Below are 24,637 nucleotides of genomic sequence, written 5' to 3'. Positions count from 1 at the left end.
GCGGGCGCCGCCGGCCGAGCCGCTGGAGCCGGCGCCGGCGCGGCCGCACGCGACAAGGTGGTGGCCGATGCGGGGGCTGGTGCGGGCACAGCCTCGCTGGACACCGGCGCGGGCGCCGCCGCCACCGCCGGCGGCGCGGTGATCACGGGCGCGGGCTTGGGCAGGCTCGGCGGGTCGAACAGCAGCGTGTATTCGCGCACCAGGCGGCCGCTGGACCACGTCAGTTCCAGGATGACGTCGACAAAGGGCTCCTGAACCGCGCGATCACTGGACACGCGCAGCACCGAACGGCCGTCTCGACGCACCAGTTGCACCTGGGCGGAGCTCAACACCGCGTTGTAGTCGACCCCACTGGCCCGGTAGGTGTCGGGCGGCGCAACGCGCACTTTCAGCGTGGCGGCCTCCTCGGCCGACAGGCTGGTCACGTCGATCTCGGCACGCATGGTCTCGCCAAGGGCCGACTGCACCGACAGCTTGCCCAGGCCCAAAGCCTGCGCACCGCCCGTGGCCACCAGCAGTGCCGCAGCAACGGCCAGGTGATGACGGACGAAGCCGGTCGGGCGAAGGCCCTCGAACGCGTCGCGGATGTGGTCTTTCAAGGCATTCCCCAAAGCAACAAGGCGGGGCAATGGGCCCCGCCTGTCTCGATCTTCAGCAAGCGCTGCCCGAAACTGGTCTGCACGCTGGTTTGCACGCGGAACTGCACGGTATCGCCTGCGTCGAGTTTTGAATCAAAAACACAACAACATCAAGCATATACGCTGAAATGCTCAAGGCCTATCTCATGTGTCGCTTGGTTTCAATATCAACGCCCGGGTGAACCCTAGGTCCAAGCGTAAAAGACCGTAAACAGAAACGGGCCTCGCGGCCCGTTGTCAGTTTCAGCGATCCAGCAGGATGCGCAGCATGCGCCGCAATGGCTCAGCCGCGCCCCACAGCAGTTGGTCGCCAATGGTGAAAGCGCCCACGTACTCGGGGCCCATCGCCAGCTTGCGCACGCGGCCGACCGGGATGGTCATGGTGCCCGTCACGGCCACGGGCGTCAGGTGCTTGAGCGTGTCTTCGCGCGTGTTGGGCACGTATTGCACCCACTCGTTGTCGGCGCGGATCATGGCCTCGATGTCGGCCAGCGGCACGTCTTTCTTCAGCTTGAAGGTGAGCGCCTGGCTGTGGCAGCGCATCGCGCCGACGCGCACGCAGAAGCCGTCGACCGGAATGCCATCGGAGCCGAGAATCTTGTTGGTCTCGGCCATGCCCTTCCACTCTTCCTTGGACTGGCCGTTGCCCAGGTCCTTGTCGATCCACGGGATCAGCGAGCCGCCCAGCGGCACGCCGAAGTTGGCGGTCTCGTCTGCGCTCAGCGAACGCTGCTTGGCGATGACCTGGCGGTCGATCTCGAGGATGGCGCTCTTGGGGTCGTCCAGCAGCGGCTTGACGGCGGCGTTCAGCGTGCCGTACTGCGTCAGCAGTTCGCGCATGTGCTGCGCGCCACCGCCACTGGCGGCCTGATAGGTCTGCGTGGACATCCACTCCACCAGCCCGGCCTTGTACAGCGCGCCCACACCCATCAACATGCAGCTGACGGTGCAGTTGCCGCCGACCCAGTTCTTGCCACCAGCCGCCAGCGCGTTCTTGATGACCGGCATGTTGACCGGATCGAGCACGATGACGGCGTCATCGTTCATGCGCAGCGACGACGCGGCGTCGATCCAGTGGCCAGCCCAGCCCGCGGCGCGCAGCTTGGGGAAGACTTCGTTGGTGTAGTCGCCGCCCTGGGCGGTGATGATGATGTCGCAGCGCTTGAGCTGCTCGATGTCGAAGGCGTTCTGCAGCTTCGTCTCGTTCTTGGCCTGCGCGGGCGCGTTGCCGCCAGCGTTGGAGGTCGAGAAGAACAGCGGCTCGATCAGATCGAAATCCCGCTCGGCAGTCATGCGGTCCATCAGAACCGAGCCCACCATGCCACGCCAGCCTACAAGGCCTACCAAGGTCGTCATCATCAAATCCTTTGTCTGTCGTTCACCAAACCCCATCCACTTCGGGCCCCGGCTCGTTCGCCGGGTTTGGTTGGGGCGAGACGAGACGGAGCGTTAGCTCTTAATGGTTTTGGTGGTCGTGATGGCTTTGACGACAGCGTCGCCCATCTCGCGGGTCGAAACCTTCGAGGTGCCTTCACTCCAGATGTCGGCGGTGCGCAAGCCCTGCGCCAGCACCGATTCCACCGCGGCTTCAATGCGAGCAGCGGCGTCGGGCAGGTTGAGGGAGAACTTGAGCATCATGGCAGCGGACAAGATTGTAGCCAGCGGGTTGGCGATGCCCTGGCCTGCGATGTCCGGCGCGCTGCCGTGCGAGGGCTCGTAGAGCCCCTTGTTGTTGGCGTCCAACGAGGCAGAGGGCAGCATGCCGATCGAGCCGGTCAGCATCGCGGCTTCGTCGCTCAGGATGTCGCCAAACATGTTGCCGGTCACGACGACGTCGAACTTCTTCGGCGCCTTGACGAGTTGCATCGCAGCGTTGTCGACGTACATGTGGTCGAGCTCGACGTCCGGGTACTCCTTGTGAACCTCGGTGACCACGTCCTTCCAGAACTGGAAGGTTTCGAGCACGTTGGCCTTGTCGACGCTGGTGACCTTCTTGTTGCGCTTGCGTGCAGCCTGGAAGGCCACATGCGCGATGCGCTCGATCTCCGGGCGCGAGTAGCGCATCGTGTCGAAGGCTTCTTCGCTGCCGGGGAAGTGGCCATCCACCGCCGTGCGGCGGCCCCGCGGCTGGCCGAAGTAGATGTCGCCAGTCAGCTCACGGATGATGAGGATGTCGAGGCCCGCCACCAGCTCGGGCTTGAGCGACGACGCGTGCGTGAGCTGCTCGTAGCAGATGGCCGGGCGGAAGTTTGCGAACAGGCCCAGGGCCTTGCGCAGGCCGAGGATGGCCTGCTCGGGGCGCAGCGCGCGTTCGAGCTTGTCGTACTTCCAGTCGCCCACGGCGCCGAACAGCACGGCATCGGCCTCCTGCGCGAGCTTCAGCGTGGCCGGCGGCAGCGGATGGCCGCTCGTTTCGTAGGCCTTGCCGCCCACGTCGGCCCATTCCAGCGTCAGCGGCAGGTCCAGCGCCTGCAACACCTTGACGGCCTCGGCCATGATTTCCGGGCCGATGCCATCGCCGGGAAGGACTGCAATCTTCTTGGTCATGTCAGACGATTCGGTGGTTGAGCCAGGGCTTGGCGGCGATGCGCTGGGCCTCGTAGCTGCGGATCTTGTCCGCGTGTTGGAGCGTCAGGCCGATCTCGTCGAGGCCGCCGATCAGGCATTCCTTGCGGAAGGGCTCGATGTCGAAGGGCAGCTCGGCGCCGTCCGCCTTCACGACCACCTGGCGCGGCAGGTCGACGGTCAGCTGGTAACCCGGGAAGGCTGCCACCTCGTCGAACAGGCGGGCAATGGCGCTCTCCGGCAGCACGATGGGCAGCAAGCCGTTCTTGAAGCAGTTGTTGAAGAAGATGTCCGCGAAGCTCGGCGCCAGGATGGCGCGGAAGCCGTACTGCTGCAGCGCCCACGGCGCGTGCTCGCGGCTGGAGCCGCAGCCGAAGTTGGCGCGGGCAATCAACACGCTGGCCGCCGCGTAACGCGGCTGGTTCAGCACGAAATCGGGGTTGGGCTTGCGGCTGGCCGGGTCCTGACCCGGCTCGCCGTGGTCCAGGTAGCGCCATTCGTCGAACAGATTGGGGCCAAAGCCCGAGCGCTTGATCGACTTCAGGAACTGCTTGGGGATGATCGCGTCGGTGTCGACGTTTTCGCGGTCCATGGGCGCGACCAGCCCGGTGTGGATGGTGAATTTGTCCATGGCTTCAGGCGATCGTGCGAACGTCGACGAAATGGCCGCTCATCGCGGCGGCAGCAGCCATCGCCGGGCTGACGAGGTGGGTGCGCCCACCGGCGCCCTGGCGGCCTTCGAAGTTGCGGTTGCTGGTGGAGGCGCAGCGCTCGCCCGGCTCCAGCCGGTCGGCGTTCATCGCCAGGCACATGGAGCAGCCAGGCTCGCGCCACTCGAAGCCGGCGGCCTTGAAGACCTGGTCCAGCCCTTCGGCCTCGGCCTGCGCCTTGACGAGGCCGGAGCCCGGCACGACGAGGGCCAACTTGATGTTCTTGGCGACACGGCCGCCCACACGGCGCACCACGGCCGCGGCCTCACGCATGTCCTCGATGCGGCTGTTGGTGCAGGAGCCGATGAAGACCTTGTCGACATGGATGTCGCTGAGGGCCTTGTTCGGCTCCAGCGCCATGTAGGTCAGCGCGCGCTCGATGGCGCCGCGCTTGACAGCGTCCTTCTCCTTGTCGGGGTCGGGCACGCGGTCGTCGATGGCGAGCACCATCTCAGGCGAGGTGCCCCACGTGACCTGCGGGCGGATCTGCGCGGCGTCGATCTCGACGACCTTGTCGAAGTGCGCACCGGCGTCGGAGTGCAGCGTGCGCCAGTAGGCGACGGCCTGGTCCCACTCCACGCCCTGCGGCGAGAACGGGCGGCCCTTGACGTAGTTGATGGTCGTGTCGTCCACGGCGATGAGGCCGGCGCGGGCGCCAGCTTCGATGGCCATGTTGCAGACCGTCATGCGGCCTTCCATGCTCAGCGCGCGGATGGCCGTGCCGGCGAACTCGATGGTGTAACCCGTGCCGCCGGCCGTGCCGATGCGGCCGATGATGGCCAGCACGATGTCCTTGGCGCCCACGCCCTTGGCGCACTGGCCCTCGACCTTGACGAGCAGGTTCTTGGCCTTCTTGGCCGACAGCGTCTGCGTGGCGAGCACGTGCTCCACCTCGCTGGTGCCGATGCCGTGCGCCAGCGCGCCGAAGGCGCCGTGCGTGGAGGTGTGGCTGTCACCGCAGACCACCGTCATGCCGGGCAGCGTGGCGCCCTGCTCCGGGCCGATCACGTGCACGATGCCCTGGCGCTTGTCGCTCATCTTGAACTGCGTGATGCCGAAGCGGTCGCAGTTGGCGTCCAGCGTGTCCACCTGCAGGCGCGACACCGGGTCGGCAATGCCCTCGCTGCGGTCGGTCGTCGGCACGTTGTGGTCGCTGACCGCCAGATTGGCGGCGAGGCGCCAGACCTTGCGGCCGGCCAGATCCAGGCCTTCGAAGGCCTGTGGGCTGGTCACTTCATGGACGAGGTGACGGTCGATGTAGAGCAGCGCCGTGCCATCCGGTTCGGAGTGCACGACATGCTCGTCCCAGAGCTTGTCGTAGAGGGTACGGGAAGTCATTGCTTGTCTCGGGGGATGAGGGTGTCGACGAAGCGTTGCACCACGGTGGGCAAGCGCTGTTGGCGCAACACACCCAGGTAGTAATCGCGCTCGGCCCAGGGTTCTTCCAGCCGCAGCGCGCGGACACCGAAGACGCGTGTGAAGCGTTCGGCAGGTTGCTCGGGCAGCACGGCCACACCCAGGCCGGACTCCACCAATTGGGCGATACCGTCGAAGCCACGCACCTGCAGGCGCGCGTTCAGCGTCTGGCCGCGCGCGGCCGCCTGCTCGCGCATCAGCTCCTGCGCGCTGGCGCCGGCATGCAGGCCGATGAGGTCGTAGGCGAGCAGATCGTCGAAGCTGACCGTCTCGCGGTTGCTCAGCGGGTGCTTCAGCGGCACCAGCGCAGCCAGCCGGCTGCGGGCGAACACCCAGGTCTGCACGCGGTTGTCCAGCACGGGCGCGGTGAAGATGCCGACATCCGCGCGCCCTTCGGCGACGGCGGCCTGCACCTCTGCGCTGGTCAGGTCTTCCAGGCTGATGCGGATCTGCGCATGGGCCTGGGAGAACTCGACCAGGTAGGGCGGCAGGCACTCGGCAATCGCGCTGGTGTTGGACGCGATGCGCAGATGGCCCTTGATGCCGCGCGAGAACTCCATGACCTCGGTCTCGAGCGCGTAGAGCGATGCGTGCAGCGAGCGGATGTGGCGCACCAGCGCCCGGCCGGCCTCGGTCGGCTCCACGCCACGGGCGCGCCGCTCGAAGAGCTGCACGCCGAGGCGGCTTTCCAGGTCTGACAAACGCTTGCTCGCCGCAGCCAGCGCCAGATGTTCCTGGGCCGCGCCGCGGGTGATCGAGCGCGTCTGCTCGATGGCCAGCACGAGATTGAGGGTGGTGAGGTCGTGGCGCATGGTCGTCTCCCGCTGAAGCATAGCCTTCGTGAATCGTCCAATTCTGCGCCAGAAACAGACCAAGGCTTCGCAATCAACGAATTTCAATCCCGAGCACACACAGGCAGCGACCGCGCACAACTGACCGGCCCCAAGGCGCTTGTTCGCATGATGCCGGGCCAGGCCAGGCCCTAGGATGACTGCACCCATGACGCCCCCGCGCATCACCATCGGCATCCCGAGCTACAACCGCAAGGACGCGTTGCTCGAGGTGCTGTCGCGCCTGGACGCAGCCTGCACGCCGGCACACCGCGAGCGCATCAACGTGCTGGTCATCGACGATGACTCGCCGGACGGCGCATTCGAGGCTGTGCGCGCCCTGCCCTGCGCCCGGAGCGGTGACTGGCTGCGGGTCATGAAGAACGAGCAGCGGGCCGGCTTTTGCGGCAACTTCTTCCACCTGATCCGCCACTGCCCGGGCGACTACCTGCTGGTGAGCACCGACGACGACTGGCTGCAGGCCGACGAGGTGCTGCGCCTCGCGCTGGACCTGGCCGAGGCACAGACCCCGCCCGCATGGGTGACACCGGTGTTCCGCCACGCGGACGGCAGCCTGTACCGGGGCCGCGAGGCCGTCGGCCCCATCGCGCCGCACGACTACCGCAACTGCTGCAACCATCTGCCCGGCGTCACGCTGAACCGCGCCTGGGCCCAGCGCCTGCTGCCGCTGATCGAGCCCGTGGCCAACCGGCGCGACAACGTCTACCCGCAGGCCTGCTTCAGCCTGGCGCTGCTGCTGCTGGGCGCGCCCTGTCTGTACCACCCGGCCGAGCCGGTGCGCACCGGCCACAACCTGCCCTCGGGCATTGCCGGCTACAGCACGCTGGCGGCGCGCTGGCAGCAGTTCACCTTCTTCGACAGCTACATCGGTGCGCTGCGCGCGCTGAGCCCGGCCGACGCCTTCCAGCAGGCGCGGGCGCAGATCCACGAGTTCCACCGCCAACAGCTGTTCCGCACGCTGGGCAACGGCCTGTCCGAGGAACGGCCTGACCTGCTGCCCTACTTCCTCGATGGCGCCCGACAGTTCCTGGCGCCAGCCGCCTGACCCGCCACCCCTGAGCACCCCGACCCGATGCCCACCACCACGCTGGATCTCGGCTGCGGCCCCAACCCGCAGAACCCCTACAACGCCGACGAGGTGTACGGGCTGGACATCCGCCAGCTCGACAACCCGCGCATCCGCTCGGCCGACCTGTTCGTCCAGCCCATCCCCGGCCCGGACGAGGAGTTCGACTTCATCACCGCCTTCCACTTCATCGAGCACATGCCGCGCGTGCTGTACGTGGACGGCCGCACGATCTTCCCGTTCGTGCGCCTGATGAGCGAGATCCACCGCAAGCTCAAGCCCGGTGGCGTGTTCCTGTCGGCCACGCCCAGCTTCCCGCACCCACAGGCCTGGCAGGACCCGACGCACGTCAACATCATCACGGCCGAGACCTTCCCGATGTACTTCGCCGGGCCCGACCCGACCGCGCGCATCTACGGCTTCCAGGGCCGTTTCGACATGGTGAAGCAGGAGCAGCGCGCCCACGTGCTGTTCTCCGAGCTGCGCCGCCCCCTCACCCCTTGACCACCAGGAAGACGCCGCATGAACCTCTGGCAAGACTTCAAGACCAACGACCAGAAGCTGATCCACAAGTGGGTGCACTACTTCCCGATCTACGAACGGCACCTGGCGCCGTTCCGCAACCGGACCATCACGGTGCTGGAGATCGGCGTGTTCAAGGGCGGCTCGCTGCAGATGTGGCAGCGCTTCCTCGGCCCCATGGCCACCATCGTCGGCATCGACATCAACCCGGAGTGCAAGCAGCATGAGGAGCCGGGCATCCACGTGCGCATCGGCGATCAGTCCGACCCGAAGTTCCTGCAGTCGCTGATCGACGAGTTCGGCACCTTCGACATCGTCATCGACGACGGCAGCCACCGCATGCAGCACCTGTTGAAGTCCTTCGAGTTCCTGTACCCGCGCATCGCCAAGAACGGCCTGTACATCGCGGAAGACCTGCACACCTGCTACTGGCCCGAGTACGGCGGCGGGCTGGACCAGCCGGACTCCTTCGTCAACGTCAGCAAATCGCTGGTGGACAAGCTCAACGCCGACCACTCGCGCGGCCAGATCGAATCCGACTTCTTCGCCCGCCACACCTTCGGCATCTCGTTCTACGACAGCGTCATCGTGTTCGAGCGCGGCACCATCCCATTCAAGGCCGCACCGACCATCGGCCGCGGCTGATCCCCTGGGCCGGGCTCACGGCCCGGCCTGGCGCAACAGCCCGCGCAAGGCGTTGCGGCTGTGCGCGCCGAAGCGGCCCAGCAGCGTCGCGACCTGCTGCTGCAGCGCATCGCGCTGGCCTTGCATGTCGCGCGCCAGCTCCGGCCCCAGCTGCTCCTCGTTGGCCGCAAAGTCGAAATTGGGGTCGGAGACAAATTTCGCCGGCGCGCCGACCACCACGGCGGCATCCGTCACTGGCCCGGCCGCATGCGCCTCGGCCGCCACCACCGCGCGCACATAGGCCGGGCTCCACGGCGGGTAGTGCCCGTCCAGCAGCCCATCACGCAGCGCCTGCTCCAGCGGGCCGTCCTGCTGCCGGCGGGCAGCGGCCATGATCCAGCGGGTCTGGAACTGCTCCAGCACGAAGTGCCGGTTGCTCTGCAACACGACCAAGCCCTGCCGGTCGGCGGGCGCGCCCAGCTGGGCCTTGAGGTTGACCCACATCATGTACGGCAGGCTGGCCCCGGGCGCGGCGCTGGCGTGATAGGGCTGCGTCAGGTCCTGCACGTGGTGCAGCGCCAGCCCCGCGAAACGCCAGCCCCAGTAGGCATGGCCGGTCTGCCAGGCCAGCACGGCCAGGCCGCCGTACTGCTGCACGCGCAACTCGGTGAAGGTGCGCGCAAAGCTGGGCGCCAGCGTGTTGAACACCGCGCCCTGATGAAAAAAGCCCATGTGGAACGGCGCCTGCGAGCCGATGGCCACGGACGGGTTGCCAAAGGGCTGCCGGCCAAAGCCGTAGGACGGCGCAGCCGGGCTGCCCGGGTTGTCGTCAAACAGGTTCAGGTCGTGACCGTAGTCGGGCTCGTCGCAGGCCGAGGCCAGCACGGCCAGCGGCGCGACGGGCTCCCCAGGCTGCAGCGCAACGAAGCGCTGCGTCGCCCCCTTGCTGTTGGGCACGGCACTGACGGTGGCCGCACTCAGCGGCGGCCGCTGCGGCTCGGGCTGGCGCGGGTCTTCCTGCAGGTACAGCGTCAGCCGGCTGTCCGATGACAGCCGCACCGCGCGCAGGAAGGCGGCGCGCCGATCGTCGTCGCTGCGGGCGGGGTCGGGCACGAAGCGCAAGGCCTCGGGGCGCGGCGCATGGCCCGGCAGGTGTTCAAGTGCCCAGGCCTCCTGGGCGTCCAGCAGCTGTGCGATGGCCGGCTCCTGCACTCGCAGGAAATCCACCAGCGGCTCTGCCCGCACCGGCTGCGCCTGGGCAACCTCGGGCATGCGCTCGAAGGCCCGGTAGCACATCGGGCTGTGGTTGCCCCAGGCGAACGCCAGCGTGGGCAGCAGGGGCAAGGCAAGGATCAGCAGGGCGTGGCGCATCGGTCGGCAGTCGCGGCGAAGGCGGCCATTCTGAGGGCTGATCGGCCAGGCAAAGCCTTGCGACCGAACCCGCGAAGCCGCTTGTGGCCACCCCGCCTTCCGGTGTGCCACGGGCCGGTCAGCCCAGCGCGGCACGCGCAAGTTTTGCTGCTGCGCAGACTACCGGCGCACGCCTGGGCGCAGAAGCCGCCATCACGCAAGGCCGGCTTCGCGCGCCAGAGAAACGCTCAGTCGGCACGGCGCTGGGCGCGCAGCGCGTACTGGAAGGGCATGGCGTCGCGCGCAGCCTCTTCCGGGTCGCGCCCCAGCGCCGTCGCCATCTGCCGCACGCCGGCCAGCGCGCGCTCACGCATGGGCGGCTCCACCACCATGCAGGGCTGGCAACGGTCCACCTGCAGGCCGGCGCCGTCGAACAGCTGCAACAGCGTCTGGCGGGTGAACCAGCGCAGGTGCGTGCGGTCCATCATGCCGGTGGCCTCATATTGGAAGAAGCCCATGTTGAGCCGCGCCTGTACGCTCCAGTGCTGGGCATTGGGCACGCTGGCCACCACGCAGCCGCCAGGTGCCAGCACGCGAGCCACCTCGGCCAGCACGCGCCAGGGGTCGCGCAGGTGTTCCAGCACGTCGCCGAACACCCAGCAGTCCTGGCCTTGGAGGCGGGCGAAGAACTCGGGGCCGGCGCTTTCGATGTCCAGCTGCAGCACCTCGTCGCAACGCTGGCGGGCCAGCTCGGCGGCCTTTGCGTCCAGCTCCAGACCAATGAAATGCACATCGGGCCGCTGCGCCTTGAGCGCCTGCGCCAGGCCGCCGGTGCTGCAGCCCACCTCCACGATGCGACGCGCGCCCGACGGAATGAGCGCCAGCACCGTGGGGTTGAACCCCGGCGGCTCCAGCGCGGCCGGCGCGGCGGGCGGCGGCGCTGCCGCAACCTCGGGCGCCGGTGGCGCCCCTGCCTGGCGGGCCCGCACCTCGGCCATCCATTCATCCAGGTGATAGCCCTGGGTGTTGAGGACCGTGCCGCGACCGACATGATCGATGTAGACCTTGGCCGTGCCGGGCGTCACGTCGTTGAGCGTCCAGTCCAGATGGCGCAGCAGGCCGGACTGCCCGGCGTCATGCAGCGCCAGCATGGGCGCCACCATCGGGGCGCCATGCTTGATGGGCAGCGGCCAGCGCTTCATCACCTCGATGTTGCACAGCATGCAGGGCGGGTGCAGGTAAGGCACGGCGCCGTAGGCGTAGGGAATGTCGAAGCCCTCGCGGTTGACGTAGGCCACACCGCCCACGCCGTAGTGCTGCGGCTGCAGCTCCGCCAGCAAGGCCTCGATGAAGCCGTCGCGCAGCACGACGATGTCACTGTCCAGGAACAGCGCCACCGGCCCCAGCGGCAGGTGCTCCACCGCCCAGGCCATGCCGGGCCCGTGGTGGATGTTGTAGCCCTGCACGTGCAGGCTGACGCCGTCGAAGGGCGCGACCGCCGCGCGGATGGCGGGCACATGCTCGTCGCCGGAGCCGTCCACGACGTGCACGGGGTTGGGATAGAAGCGCCGCAGCGACGCCAGCAGCTGCTCGATCAGTGCCGGGCTGTTGTACGAGACGACGACGATGGGAATCTGGCGGGCGTCCATCACGGCACTCCTCAGAACTTGTGGCTGGCCAGGAAGACCTGCCAGTGCGCGAGGAACTCGCCTTCGGCCGCCGCATCGCCCTGGCTGAGCCGGCGCAGGACGTCGATGAAGGGCGCCACGTCGCCCTCCTGGCCGTAGCGCTGCTGCAGCGGCGCCAGCAGGCCGGCGTAAGTGCGACGCGCCTGGTCAGCGCCCAGCCGGCCAATGCGCGACGCCCCCAGCGCCAGCGCGGCGTAGGCCAGGTGGGCCGCCTTCATGTGCTTGCCCAGCATCTGGGCTGAGTGCCCTTCCCCGCCCGCCCGGAAGCCGCCCAGCCTGTCCTGGATGTAGACGACGGGATTGATCAGGCTGGCTGCCAGAAAGATGCCCAAGTCCCACAGTCCGGCATAGGAAACCCCGCCGAACGAGGGCTCGTGCAGCAAGTCGGCCACCTCCTTGCGCATCACACAGTTGGAGAACTCGCCCAGCCAGTTCTGGCAGTCCGGCACCGTGGTGACGAACAGCACGGTCGCATCCAGCAGCAGGCTGCGGTCGTTGGACAGCCACACCGCCTTGGGGATAGGCATGCCCTCCACCGGCTGCCCGCGCTCGTTGGTGTTCCAGCGCGCGCTGATGCTGCAGGGGTGTCGCCCGGTGGCGTGCACCATCATGTGGCGCATGTAGAAGTCCGGATAGAGCAGGTCGTCATCCAGCAGCAGGTGACAGAACTCGGTGCTGCCGTCCCACAACTTGATGAGATGTTTGAAATTCTCATACGCCCCCGCCCGCGGCCCGGTGTGAATCTCGATGGGCAGCTTCTGCATGGCCAGCGCCATGGCGGGCGAGCGCAGCAACGCACCGAACTCACCCGCCGGGCTGTCGTCTGACACGATGACCCGGCTTGGCGCATGCGTCTGCGTGATCAAGCCCGTCATGAGCTCGATGAGGTATTTGGTTTTGTAGGCCGGGATCAGCGTCGTGACGTGCATGGAGGATGCTCAAGTTATCCCTTTGGCGACGCGATTGGAGCGCCTAACGGGCCAGCCGATAGCGAAAAACAGGACAACTAAGCTCAAGCTGTTCAGATCAATGCCGATATGGAAGAGTCCTAGCATTCCATTGACAAATTAACGTCTGAAGGATTTCCGTGCAGCCATCTGGCGAGACATGGCCGAACTCCGACGGTACAAGCGCGCCACCCCGAGGGGCGGGCTGTTCCGTGTTCGTCCACAAGTTAAAGATGCCAGCCGGTCTGCCGAAAACCCGTTCAGGTTATGCCTTCTTCACACTGCCCCGGTGTAATCCCGCGCGTCGCCAGCTGCTCGTTCAAGAGCAGCGGACGGCGCGGACATCGGCACAGGCCCGATCCGTCAGCACGCCCAGCCGCGCCAACCTGAGGTAGAGAGAACATGTCGTCCATCATCAGCAGCCTCACCAGCGAACAGATCTCTGGCCTGACCTCGGCGACTCTGCGCGAGTTGAACTCGGAAGATTGGGCGGCCTTCGAGTCCAACCAGATCCGGGCCCTGACCACTGCGCAGGTGTCCACGCTGTCCAGTTTCGCGATCCGGTCGCTGAGCTCGGAACAGTTTGCGTTCTTCGAGACGGAAGACATCTCCCGGCTGACGACGGCGGCACTGCAGGGCATGGTGTCGGAGGACGTGAAGTCCCTGGTCACGGAGCAGATGGCGGCGCTGACAACGACCCAGGTCAGCAGCCTCAGCACCCAGCAGTTCGCCGCCATCGAGACGGCGGATCTGCGCGCGCTGACCTCCGACGCCTTCCGCGTGATCACTTCGCGCCAGATCGCCGCGCTCGCCTCTGAACAGCTGGCGGCCATCGAGACCGCCGACCTCAACGCATTGAGCACGGCCGCCCTGCGCGGCCTGGCGTCCGAGACGATTGACGCCTTCGGGTCCGACCAGATCCGCGCTCTCGGCACGGCCCAGATCCAGTCGCTGACCACGCAGCAGCTGCGCGGCCTGAGCACCGAGCAGATGGCGGCCATGGAGACCGACGACCTGCGCGCGCTGACGACGGCCCAGCTGCGCGGGTTGTCCACCGACCAGCTCAACGCGCTGGGCACGGATCAATTCGCCGCGCTGACGACCGGTCAGGTCGCCAACCTGACGACCGGCCAGCTTGCCAAGCTCGAGACGGCGGACCTGCGGGCGCTGAGCACCGATCAGTTCAAGGTGCTGAGCTCGGCCCAAGTGGGCGCGATGACGAGCGAGCAACTCGCCGCCATCGAAACGGCTGACCTCGCCGTGATGACGACTGCCGCGCTGCGCGGCCTGGCTTCCGAGACCATCGACGCCTTCGGCTCCGACCAGATCCGCGCGCTGGGCACGGCCCAGATCCAGTCGCTGACCACGCAGCAACTCAAGGGCCTGGCCACCGAGCAGATGGCGGCCCTGGAGACCGACGACCTGCGCGCGCTGACCACGGCGCAGATCCGTGCGCTGGGCAGCGAGCAGCTCAACGCGCTGGGCACCGACCAGTTCGCCGCGATGACCACGGGCCAGGTGGCCAACCTGACCACCGCCCAGGTGTCTGACCTGGAAACGGCCGACCTGCGCGCGCTGACGACCGACCAGTTCAAGGCACTCAGCTCCGCCCAGATGGCCGCCATGGCCAGCGAGCAGCTGGCCGCCATCGAGACCGCCGACCTGGCCGTGATGACCACGGCCGCCCTGCGTGGCATCGCGTCGGAGAGCATCGACGCCTTCGGGTCTGACCAGATCCGCGCGCTCGGCACGGCCCAGATCCAGTCGCTGACGACGCAGCAACTCAAGGGCCTGGCCACCGAGCAGATGGCCGCGCTGGAGACCGACGACCTGCGCGCGCTCACCACGGCACAGATCCGTGCGCTGGGCAGCGAGCAGCTGAACGCGCTGGGCACCGACCAGATCGCTGCGATGACCACAGGCCAGGTCGCCAACCTGACCACGGCCCAGGTGGCCGGCATGGAAACGGCCGACCTGCGCGCGCTGACCACCGATCAGTTCAAGGCTCTGAGCTCGTCGCAGGTGGGCGCGATGACCAGCGAGCAGCTGGCCGCGATCGAAACCGCTGACCTGGCCGTGATGACCACGGCCGCCCTGCGCGGCATCGCGTCGGAAACCATCGACGCCTTCGGCTCCGATCAGATCCGCGCGCTCGGCACGTCCCAGATCCTGGCGCTCACCACCCAGCAGTTGCGTGGCCTGAGCACCGAGCAGATGGCCGCGCTCGAGACGGACGACCTGCGTGCCATGACCACGGCGCAGATCCGCGCCCTGTCCACCGAACAGCTCAACGCGCTGGGCACCGACCAGTTCGCATCGCTGACCACCGGCCAGGTGGCCAACCTGACGACGGCCCAAGTCGCCAAGCTGGAGACGTCCGACCTGCGCGCGCTCAGCAGCGACCAGTTCAAGGTGCTGAGCTCGGCCCAGGTGGGCGCCATGACCAGCGAGCAGCTGGCCGCCATCGAAACTGCCGACCTCGCGGCGATGTCGACCGCCGCGCTGCGCGGCATCGCCTCCGAGAGCATCGACGCGTTCGGCTCTGACCAGATCCGCGCCCTGGGCACGGCCCAGGTCCAGTCGCTGACGACGCAGCAACTCAAGGGCCTGGCCACCGAGCAGATGGCTGCGCTGGAGACCGACGACCTGCGCGCGCTCACCACGGCGCAGATCCGTGCGCTGGGCAGCGAGCAGCTGAACGCGCTGGGCACCGACCAGATCGCCGCCATGACCACGGGCCAGGTGGCCAACCTGACCACGGCCCAGGTCGCCGGCATGGAAACCGCCGATCTGCGCGCGCTGACGACCGACCAGTTCAAGGTTCTGAGTTCTTCGCAGGTGGGCGCGATGACCAGCGAGCAGCTGGCCGCCATCGAGACGGCTGACCTCGCCGTGCTGACCACGGCGGCGCTGCGCGGCCTCACCTCGGAGACCATCGACGCCTTCGGCTCCGACCAGATCCGCGCGCTCGGCACGGCCCAGATCCAGGCACTGACGACCCAGCAGCTCAAGGGCCTCTCTACCGAGCAGATGGCCGCGCTGGAAACAGACGACCTGCGCGCCATGACGACCGCGCAGATCCGCGCATTGAGCACCGAACAGCTCAATGCACTCGGCACCGACCAGTTCGCCTCGCTCACCACGGCGCAGGTGGCCAACCTGACGACAGCCCAGGTCTCCGACCTCGAAACAGCCGACCTGCGCGCGCTGACCACCGACCAGTTCAAGGCGCTCAGCTCCGCCCAGACGGCGGTGATGACCAGTGAGCAGCTCGCCGCCATCGAGACCGCCGACCTCGCCGTGCTGACCACGGCCGCGCTGCGCGGCATCACGTCCGAGACCATCGACGCCTTCGGCTCCGACCAGATCCGTGCGCTGGGCACGGCCCAGATCCAGGCACTCACCACGCAACAGATCAAGGGCCTCTCGACCGAGCAGATGGCCGCGATGGAGTCCGAGGATCTGCGCGCCCTGAGCACGACCCAGGTCCGCGGCCTGGCGACCGATCAGCTCAACGCGCTGACCACCGAGCAGTTCGCCACGCCCACCACCATCCAGATCAGCAGCCTGACCACGGCCCAGGTGGCCGCGCTGGAAACGGCCGACCTGCGTGCGCTGACGACCGACCAGTTCAAGTCCTTCAGCTCGGCACAGCTGGCCGCGATGACCAGCGAGCAGCTGGCCGCCATCGAGACCGCTGACCTCGCGGTGCTGACCACCGCCGCGCTGCGCGGCATCGCGTCGGAGAACATCGACGCCTTCGGGTCTGACCAGATCCGCGCGTTCGGCACGGCCCAGATCCAGTCGCTGACCACGCAGCAACTCAAGGGCCTCAGCACCGAGCAGATGGCCGCGATGGAGACGGACGACCTGCGTGCGCTGACCACCGCACAGCTGCGCAGCCTGTCCACCGACCAACTCAACGCGCTGGGCACCGACCAGTTCTCGTCGCTGACCACCGGCCAGGTGGCCAACCTGACGACGACCCAGGTCGGCAAGCTGGAGACGTCCGACCTGCGCGCGCTCAGCACCGACCAGTTCAAGGTGCTGAGTTCCGCCCAGGTGGGCGCGCTGGCCAGCGAACAGCTGGCGGCCATCGAGACCGCCGACCTCGCGGTGATGACCACCGCGGCGCTGCGCGGCATCGCGTCCGAGAGCATCGACGCCTTCGGCTCCGACCAGATCCGTGCGCTGAGCACGGGGCAAATCCAATCGCTCACGACCCAGCAGATCAAGGGCCTCTCCACCGAGCAGATGGCGGCCATGGAGACGGATGACCTGCGTGCGCTCAGCACCAGCCAGGTCCGCGGCCTGGCCACCGATCAGCTCAACGCGCTGACCACCGAGCAGTTCGCCACGCCCACCACGGCCCAGATCAGCAGCCTGACGACGGCCCAGGTGGCCGCGATGGAGACGGCCGACCTGCGCGCGCTGACGACCGACCAGTTCAAGTCCTTCAGCTCGGCGCAGATGGCGGCGATGACCAGCGAGCAGCTGGCTGCCATCGAGACCGCCGACCTGGCGGTGCTGACGACGGCCGCGCTGCGCGGCATCACGTCCGAGAACATCGACGCCTTCGGCTCCGACCAGATCCGCGCGCTGGGCACGGCCCAGATCCAGTCACTGACGACGCAGCAACTCAAGGGCATCAGCACCGAGCAGATGGCCGCGATGGAGACGGATGACCTGCGTGCGCTGACGACCGCGCAACTGCGCGGGCTGAGCAGCGAGCAGCTCAACGCGCTGGGCACCGACCAGTTCGCGTCGCTGACCACCGGCCAGGTGGCCAACCTGACCACGGCCCAGGTCGGCAAGCTGGAGACGTCCGACCTGCGCGCGCTGAGCACCGACCAGTTCAAGGCGCTGAGCTCGGCCCAGGTGGGCGCCCTGGCCAGCGAGCAGCTGGCCGCCATCGAAACCGCAGACCTCGCGGTGATGACGACCGCCGCGCTGCGCGGCATCGCGTCCGAGACCATCGACGCCTTCGGCTCTGACCAGATCCGCGCACTGGGCACGGCGCAGATCCAGTCGCTCACCACCCAGCAGCTCAAGGGCCTCAGCTCTGAGCAGATGGCGGCGATGGAGACCGACGACCTGCGCGCGCTGACCACCACGCAGATCCGTGCGCTGTCCAGCGAGCAACTCAATGCGCTGGGCACCGACCAGTTCGCGTCACTGACCACTGTGCAGGTGGCCAATCTGACGACGGCCCAGGTCTCTGACCTGGAGACCACCGACCTGCGCGCGCTGACCACCGACCAGTTCAAGGCGCTCAGCTCCGCCCAGATGGCGGCGATGACCAGCGAGCAGCTGGCCGCCATCGAGACCGCCGACCTGGCCGTGCTGACGACGGCCGCGCTGCGCGGTATTGCGTCCGAGACCATCGACGCCTTCGGCTCCGACCAGATCCAGGCGCTGGGCACCGCGCAGATCCAGTCGCTGACCACGCAGCAGCTGCGCGGCCTGAGCACCGAGCAGATGGCGGCCCTGGAGACCGACGACCTGCGCGCGCTGACCACGGCGCAGCTGCGCAGCCTGTCGACCGAGCAGCTCAATGCGCTGGGCACCGACCAGATCGCGTCGCTGACGACTGGCCAGGTTGCCAACCTGACGACGACTCAGGTCGGCAAGCTGGAGACGGCCGATCTGCGTGCACTGAGCAGCGATCACTTCAAGGTGCTGAGCTCCGCCCAGGTGGGCGCGTTGTCCAGCGAACAGCTGGCCGCGATCGAGACCGTCGATCTGTCGGTGCTGACCACCGCGGCGCTGCGGGGCCTGACGTCGGAGAACATTGATGCCTTCGGCTCCGACCAGATCCGTGCCTTCGGCACCGCCCAGATCCAGTCGCTGACCACCCAACAGCTCAAGGGCCTGAGCTCCGAGCAGGTGGCTGCGCTGGAAACCGACGACCTGCGCGCGCTGACCACCGCGCAGATCCGCGTGCTGTCCAGCGAACAGCTCAACGCCCTGGGCACCGACCAGTTCGCGGCCATGACCACCGCCCAGGTGGCCAACCTGACGACGGCCCAGGTCTCTGACCTGGAGACGGCCGACCTGCGCGCGCTGACGACCGACCAGTTCAAGGCCCTCAGCTCCGCGCAGATGGCGGCCATGACCAGCGAACAGCTCGCCGCCATCGAGACGGCCGACCTCGCCGTGCTGACCACCGCGGCGCTGCGCGGCATCGCGTCCGAGACCATCGACGCTTTCGGCTCCGACCAGATCCGTGCGCTGGGCACGGCGCAGATCCAGTCGCTGACAACGCAGCAGCTCAAGGGCATCAGCACCGAGCAGATGGCCGCGCTGGAGACCGACGACCTGCGCGCGCTGACCACCACGCAACTGCGTGCCCTGGCCACCGAGCAGCTCAACGCGCTGGGCACCGACCAGTTCGCCGCGATGACGACGGTGCAGGTGGCCAACCTGACGACCGGCCAGGTCGCCGCGATGGAAACATCCGACCTGCGCGCGCTGACGACCGACCAGTTCAAGGCCCTCAGCTCCGCCCAGACCGCGGCGATGACCAGCGAACAGCTGGCCGCCATCGAGACCGCCGACCTGGCTGTGCTGACCACCGCGGCGCTGCGTGGCCTCACGTCGGAGAACATCGACGCCTTCGGCTCCGACCAGATCCGCGCGCTCGGCACGGCGCAGGTCCAGTCGCTGACCACGCAGCAGCTCAAGGGCCTGAGCACCGAGCAGATGGCCGCGCTGGAGACCGACGACCTGCGCGCGCTGACCACCACGCAACTGCGTGCCCTGGCCACCGAGCAGCTCAACGCGCTGGGCACGGATCAGTTCGCGTCCATGACCACGGTGCAGGTGTCCAACCTGACAACGGCCCAGGTCGCCAAGCTGGAGACCGCTGACCTGCGTGCGCTGACCACCGACCAGTTCAAGGTGCTCAGTTCCGCCCAGGTGGGCGCGCTGACCAGCGAGCAGCTGGCCGCCATCGAGACCGCCGATCTGGCCGTGCTGACCACCGCCGCACTGCGCGGCCTGGCCTCCGAGACCATCGACGCCTTCGGCTCCGACCAGATCCGCGCCTTCGGCACGGCCCAGATCCAGTCGCTGACCACGCAGCAGCTCAAGGGCCTGAGCTCCGAGCAGACCGCTGCGCTGGAGACCGACGACCTGCGCGCGCTGACGACCACGCAGCTGCGTGCGCTGTCCAGCGAACAACTCAACGCGCTGGGCACCGACCAGTTCGCGTCGCTGACCACCGTGCAAGTGGCCAACCTGACGACGGCCCAGGTGTCCGACCTGGAGACATCGGACCTGCGCGCGCTGACCACTGACCAGTTCAAGGTGCTCAGCTCCGCCCAGGTGGGCGCGCTGACCAGCGAGCAGCTGGCCGCCATCGAGACGGCCGACCTCGCCGTGCTGACCACGGCCGCCCTGCAAGGCCTCACGTCCGAGACCATCGACGCCTTCGGCTCCGACCAGATCCGCGCGCTCGGCACGGCGCAGGTCCAGTCGCTGACGACGCAGCAGCTCAAGGGCATCAGCACTGAGCAGATGGCCGCGCTGGAAACCGACGACCTGCGCGCCATGACCACCGCGCAGATCCGCTCGCTGGGCACCGAGCAGCTCAACGCGCTGGGCACCGACCAGTTCGCCGCGATGACCACCGGCCAGATCGCCAACCTGACGACGGCCCAGGTCTCTGACCTGGAGACGGCCGACCTGCGTGCGCTGACCACCGACCAGTTCAAGGTGCTGAGCTCGGCCCAGGTCGGTGCGCTGACCAGCGAACAGCTGGTGGCCATCGAGACCGCCGACCTGGCCGTGCTCACCACGGCTGCGCTGCGCGGGCTGGCTTCCGAGACCATCGATGCCTTCGGCTCCGACCAGATCCGCGCGTTCGGCACGGCCCAGATCCAGTCGCTGACCACGCAACAGCTGCGTGGCCTGAGCACCGAACAGGCGGCAGCGCTGGAAACCGACGACCTGCGTGCCCTGACCACGGCCCAGATCCGCGCGCTGAGCACCGAACAGTTCAACGCGCTGGGCACGGATCAGATCGCGTCCATGACGACCAACCAGGTGGCCAACCTCACGACCACCCAGGTGGCCGGCATGGAAACGGCGGACCTGCGCGCGCTGACGACCGACCAGTTCAAGGTGCTGAGCTCGGCCCAGATGGAGGTGATGAGCACTGAGCAGATCGCTGCACTGGAAACCCAGGACATTGCCAACCTGACCACGGCAGCCCTGCGCGGCCTGGGCTCGGACGAGATCGGCGCCTTCGGCACCGACCAGATCGTGGCCCTGGGCAGCGCACAGATCGCGTCCTTCACGACGCAGCAGCTCGATGGGCTGGAGACCGCGCAGATCCGCGTGTTCGAAACGGCTGACATCTCGGCGTTCAGCACGCTGCAGCTGCGCAGCCTGACCAGCGAGCAGTTCGCCGGCTTCGAGTCGGCCCAGCTGACCGCCATGAGCACGGCCCAGCTGAACTCGCTGATGTCGGACCAGCTGAGTGCGCTGCAAACCTCCGAGATCGCTGCCTTCGACAGCGTGGACATCGCGTCGTTCAGCACCTCGGCTCTGCGTGGCCTGGGTACCGAGCACATCGTTGCCCTGGCCAGCGAGGACCTGAAGGCGCTGAATTCCGCGCAGGTCACCGCGCTGAGCACCGAACAGCTGCACGCCATCACCAGCGAGCAGGTGGTCGGCCTGGATGCGGCCGACCTCGGCCAGCTGTCCATGGCCCAGGCCGGAGCGTTCACCAGCGAGGCTGTGCAAGCCATGACCAGCGAACAGCTCAATGCGCTGATTCCCGCGCAGGTCTCGCCCATCATCCTGGACCTGGACGGCGACGGCGTCGAAACGGTCGCGGCGGCCGAGGGCGTCAGCTACGACCTGCTGGGACGCGGCGTCTGGCAACAGTGGGGCTGGGTGGGCGGCGGCGACGGCCTGCTGGTGCGTGACATCAACGGCGACGGCGTCATCAACGACGGCAAGGAGCTGTTCGGCGAAGGCACTGTGCTGGCCGACGGCAGCCGCGCCAAGGATGGCTACGCCGCGATGGCCGCGCTGGACGGCAACCAGGACGGCAAGCTCGACGCCAGCGACATCAACTACAGCCAACTGCAGATCTGGGTGGACGCCGACACCGACGGCGTCACCGACAGCGGCGAGCTGAAGTCGCTGGCCGACCTGGGCATCGCCAGCCTGAGCCTGCAGTCGCAGACCTCCACGGCGCTGGACAACGGCAACCTGATCGGCTTGGTGGGCAGCTACCAGACCACCGACGGGGCCACCCACGAGATGGCGGACGTGTGGTTCACCCGAGACGCCAGCGCCGGCAGCAGCACCAGCGGGCCGGTGACGAGCGATGCGACCACGGTGCAGCTGCAGCTCAGCGATGTGCTGGCCGCGCCCAGCGAGCTGACGCTGCCGGGCGACACGCCGACGGACACGCTGGTCACCAGCCCCGTCCCGCAGGTCGAGCCGCTGCTCGTCAAGCCGCGGCCGCAGGACGAGGACGAGCTGAACCGGCAGCCGCCGCTGATCTGATCAGCGCTCGCTGACCCGGCCCGGAGGGCGCCCACATGGGCGCCCTTCTTTCTTGTCACGGCAACCCTCGGCCTGCCCGATGATGCGAACGCACACCGCCCCATCAGCCATGAGCCACGATCCCGACGCCCCCCAGATCCACCCGCTGGCCGACGTGCAGAGCCCGCATCTCGGGCCGCGCACCCGCGTCTGGCAGTTCTGCGTCATCCTGCCCGGCGCCCGCATCGGCGCCGACTGCAACATCAACGCCCAGGTGCTGGTGGAGAACGATGTCGTCGTGGGCGACCGCGTGACGCTGAAGTCCGGCGTGCAGCTGTGGGACGGCCTGCGCGTCGAGGACGACGTGTTCATCGGCCCCAACGCCACCTTCACGAACGACCGCGTGCCGCGCTCGCGCCAGCGCCCGGCGGCGTTTCAGCAGACGGTCATCGAGCGCGGCGCATCCATCGGCGCGAATGCCACCATCCTGGGCGGCGTGCGCATCGGTGCCGGCGCGCTGATCGGCGCCGGCAGCGTGGTCACCAGGGACGTGCCCGCGGGCGAGCTGTGGGTGGGCAACCCGGCACGCTCCCGCGGACCGGTGCCGCCGCGCGACGAGGCACCCGACTAGGCGGCCGCGCGCACCGCGCGGATCACCCGCGCCACCTGCTCATCCGTCATGCCCGGCCACAGCGGCAGGCTCAGCACGCGGCGGTGCATGGCCTCGCTGATCGGGAAATCACCGTCACCGTAGCCCAGCTCCGCGTAGGCCGGCTGCCGATGCGGCGGCACCGGGTAGTGGATCAGCGTGCCAATGCCCTGCTTCGCCAACTCGGCCTGCAGCCGGTCGCGCGCCTCGTGTTGCACGACGAACAGGTGCCAGGCCGGCGCCAGCCCGGCCGGCACCACGGGCAGCTGCAGCGGCGCGCCGTGCAGGCCGTCCAGCAGCATCGCGGCGAGTCGGCGGCGCTCCTCGGTCTGGGCCTGCAGCAGCGGCAGCTTGGCCGCCAGCACGGCGGCCTGGATCTCGTCCAGCCGCGAGTTCCGGCCCTTGACCTCGTTGTGGTACTTCACCTGGGAGCCGTAGTTGCGCAGCATGCGCACCTGCGCCATCAGCGCGGCGTCGTCACCGGTGATGCCGCCGCCGTCGCCCATCGCGCCAAGGTTCTTGCCGGGGTAGAAGCTCCAGGCCGACAAATCCGCCAGGCTGCCCACCGCGCGGCCCTGGTAGACGGCTGCATGCGCCTGGGCGCAGTCGTCCAGCACCTTCAGGCCGTGCCGCACGGCCACCGCGTTGATGGCGTCCATGTCGGCCGGCAGGCCGTACAGGTGCACCGGCAGCAAGGCCTTGGTGCGCGGCGTGATGGCGGCGGCAAGGCGCGCCGGGTCGAGGTTGTAGGTGTGCGGATCAGGCTCCACCGGCACCGGCGTCGCGCCACACTGGCTGACGGCCAGCCAGGTCGCGATGTAGGTGTTGGACGGCACGATGACCTCGTCGCCCGGCCCCACGCCCAGTGCCTCCAGCGCCAGCGCCAGCGCATCCAGCCCGTTGGCCACACCCGCGCAATCGGCCGTGCCAACGCTTGCGGCATACGCGCGCTCAAACGCCTTGAGCTCCTCGCCCAGCAGGAACCAGCCGCTGCCGGCCACGCGCAGCAGCGCCGCGTCGATGGCGGCTTGCGCCGCGCGGTAGACCGGCTGCAGGTCCAGGAAGGGGATGGGCGCGTCAGCCATGGCCGTGAGCGGCGACGGCGGCGAGGTAGTCGTCGTAGCTGCGGATGTAGTCGGCCGGGTCGTAGGGGTCCGAGGCCAGCACCAGCAGCACCGCATCGGCGCTGAAGCGGTACTGGATGCCCCAGACCATGGGCGGAATGTGCAAGCCCAGCAGCGGGCTGTCCAGCAGCACCTCGTCGCGGTGCTCGCCGTCGTCCAGCACCACGCTGAGACTGCCCTTCACACAGACCAGGAACTGGTGACAGGCCTTGTGCGCATGCTCGCCCCGCACCTCGCGGCTGGGCACGTCGTAGACGAGGAAGAAGCGCTGCGGCACAAAGGGCAGCTGCGCGTCCACCTGGCCGACTGTCAGCGAGCCACGCATGTCGATGACCTTGGGCAGCTTCACCAGCGCCGCGCCGGGCACCTGCAGCGTCAGGTCATCGGCGTTCACGCGCCGGGCCGGCTCGGCAGGCCGGGTGCCGGTGTCCACATAGCCCACCACGTGCGCCGGATTGCCGGCCACGATGGCATGGGGCGGCACATCGCGCGTCACGACGGCGCCGTCCTGCACCATGGCGCCCGCGCCTATCGTCAGCCCCGGCCGGATGGTGGCGTTGGCGCCGATGCTCGCGCCCTTGCGCACCCAGGTCCGCAGCGGCTGCTCGGGGCGCTGCTTGCTGCGCGGGAAGGGGTCGTTGGAGAAGGTGACGTTGGGACCGATGAAGACGTCATCGTCCACCTGCACGCCATCCCACAGCTGCACGCCGCACTTGACCGTCACCCGGTCGCCGAGCTGCACCGCGTTCTCGATGAAGACGTGGTCGCAGATGTTGGCGTCGCGCCCGATGCGGGCGCCAGGCAGGATGTGGGCGAATGCCCAGACGCGGCTGCCCGCGCCGATGTGCGGGCTCTCCACCAGGGCCTGGGCGTGGATGAAGGGAGCATCTGTCGTCATGCCGGCACGCTAACAGGTCATGACGCTGACCGAAGCGCGGAGATCGCCGGGCTTCCCCTGGCTGGTCAGGCCTTGCACCCGGAGGTGG

General features: G+C 68.3%; 16 protein-coding genes. 5 read left to right on the top strand and 11 right to left on the bottom strand.

The features are described from left to right. The 6 genes from NYO99_RS20785 to NYO99_RS20760 form a co-directional block, all read right to left on the bottom strand. Positions 1 to 599, bottom strand: a 599-nt coding sequence (locus tag NYO99_RS20785; protein ID WP_422395521.1) for a type IV pilus assembly protein FimV, incomplete at its 3' end; no start/stop codon positions are given. Positions 600 to 881: 282 nt separating this feature from the next. Then, positions 882 to 1,994, bottom strand: coding sequence for an aspartate-semialdehyde dehydrogenase (gene asd / locus NYO99_RS20780; protein WP_268169212.1), 1,113 nt, complete (start codon positions 1,992 to 1,994; stop codon positions 882 to 884). Between the two features lie 93 nt (positions 1,995 to 2,087). Beyond that, positions 2,088 to 3,185 (bottom strand): 3-isopropylmalate dehydrogenase, encoded by a 1,098-nt coding sequence (leuB, locus tag NYO99_RS20775; RefSeq protein ID WP_268169211.1) that lies wholly within the window; start codon positions 3,183 to 3,185, stop codon positions 2,088 to 2,090. Between the two features lies 1 nt (position 3,186). Further along, complete coding sequence (gene leuD / locus NYO99_RS20770; protein WP_268169210.1) at positions 3,187 to 3,834, bottom strand: 3-isopropylmalate dehydratase small subunit; 648 nt, start codon at positions 3,832 to 3,834, stop codon at positions 3,187 to 3,189. 4 nt (positions 3,835 to 3,838) lie between these two features. Next, a complete protein-coding gene (leuC, locus tag NYO99_RS20765) occupies positions 3,839 to 5,251 on the bottom strand; it encodes a 3-isopropylmalate dehydratase large subunit (RefSeq protein WP_268169209.1) in 1,413 nt (470 codons plus the stop codon). Continuing rightward, positions 5,248 to 6,141: a LysR family transcriptional regulator gene (locus NYO99_RS20760; RefSeq protein WP_268169208.1), complete on the bottom strand. Its 894-nt coding sequence runs from the start codon at positions 6,139 to 6,141 to the stop codon at positions 5,248 to 5,250. Before NYO99_RS20760 ends, leuC begins: the two co-directional genes overlap by 4 nt. A gap of 187 nt (positions 6,142 to 6,328) precedes the next feature. Between NYO99_RS20760 and NYO99_RS20755 the strand changes: the two genes are divergently transcribed. Genes NYO99_RS20755 through NYO99_RS20745 form a run of 3 tightly spaced genes read left to right on the top strand, consistent with a single transcriptional unit; the run spans position 6,329 to position 8,413 of the window. Next, a complete protein-coding gene (locus NYO99_RS20755) occupies positions 6,329 to 7,225 on the top strand; it encodes a glycosyltransferase family 2 protein (RefSeq protein WP_268169207.1) in 897 nt (298 codons plus the stop codon). A gap of 27 nt (positions 7,226 to 7,252) precedes the next feature. Beyond that, complete coding sequence (locus tag NYO99_RS20750) at positions 7,253 to 7,750, top strand: methyltransferase domain-containing protein (protein ID WP_268169206.1); 498 nt, start codon at positions 7,253 to 7,255, stop codon at positions 7,748 to 7,750. 18 nt (positions 7,751 to 7,768) lie between these two features. After that, the gene (locus tag NYO99_RS20745) at positions 7,769 to 8,413 is read left to right on the top strand and encodes a class I SAM-dependent methyltransferase (RefSeq protein WP_268169205.1); all 645 of its coding nucleotides are present in this window, start codon (positions 7,769 to 7,771) and stop codon (positions 8,411 to 8,413) included. A gap of 15 nt (positions 8,414 to 8,428) precedes the next feature. Here NYO99_RS20745 and NYO99_RS20740 read toward each other — a convergent pair whose 3' ends face one another. From NYO99_RS20740 to NYO99_RS20730, 3 genes are all read right to left on the bottom strand, one after another. Next, on the bottom strand, positions 8,429 to 9,763 hold the full coding sequence (locus NYO99_RS20740) for a phospholipase C/P1 nuclease family protein (protein WP_268169204.1): 1,335 nt from the start codon (positions 9,761 to 9,763) through the stop codon (positions 8,429 to 8,431). Between the two features lie 227 nt (positions 9,764 to 9,990). Further along, positions 9,991 to 11,391, bottom strand: coding sequence for a methyltransferase domain-containing protein (locus tag NYO99_RS20735; protein WP_268169203.1), 1,401 nt, complete (start codon positions 11,389 to 11,391; stop codon positions 9,991 to 9,993). An 11-nt stretch (positions 11,392 to 11,402) separates the two neighbouring features. After that, positions 11,403 to 12,359 (bottom strand): hypothetical protein, encoded by a 957-nt coding sequence (locus NYO99_RS20730; RefSeq protein WP_268169202.1) that lies wholly within the window; start codon positions 12,357 to 12,359, stop codon positions 11,403 to 11,405. 420 nt (positions 12,360 to 12,779) lie between these two features. On the opposite strand from NYO99_RS20730, the gene NYO99_RS20725 reads away from it, so the two are divergent. Together NYO99_RS20725 and NYO99_RS21360 are read left to right on the top strand one after the other, a co-directional pair. Further along, positions 12,780 to 21,899: a hypothetical protein gene (locus NYO99_RS20725; protein WP_268169201.1), complete on the top strand. Its 9,120-nt coding sequence runs from the start codon at positions 12,780 to 12,782 to the stop codon at positions 21,897 to 21,899. A 109-nt stretch (positions 21,900 to 22,008) separates the two neighbouring features. Next, on the top strand, positions 22,009 to 22,509 hold the full coding sequence (locus NYO99_RS21360; RefSeq protein ID WP_326494846.1) for an acyltransferase: 501 nt from the start codon (positions 22,009 to 22,011) through the stop codon (positions 22,507 to 22,509). Here the strand turns inward: NYO99_RS21360 and NYO99_RS20710 are convergent. Further along, on the bottom strand, positions 22,506 to 23,612 hold the full coding sequence (locus tag NYO99_RS20710; RefSeq protein ID WP_268169200.1) for a DegT/DnrJ/EryC1/StrS family aminotransferase: 1,107 nt from the start codon (positions 23,610 to 23,612) through the stop codon (positions 22,506 to 22,508). The genes NYO99_RS21360 and NYO99_RS20710 overlap by 4 nt on opposite strands. Then, a complete protein-coding gene (locus NYO99_RS20705; protein ID WP_268169199.1) occupies positions 23,605 to 24,549 on the bottom strand; it encodes a WxcM-like domain-containing protein in 945 nt (314 codons plus the stop codon). The genes NYO99_RS20710 and NYO99_RS20705 overlap by 8 nt, the downstream gene beginning before the upstream one ends. Positions 24,550 to 24,637 lie beyond the last annotated feature (88 nt).

It is taken from the genome of Roseateles hydrophilus (assembly GCF_026712245.1).
GTDB lineage: Bacteria > Pseudomonadota > Gammaproteobacteria > Burkholderiales > Burkholderiaceae_C > Pelomonas > Pelomonas hydrophilus.
The sequence above is the reverse complement of the archived record's forward strand: the minus strand, read 5'-3'. Positions and strand labels throughout refer to the sequence as shown.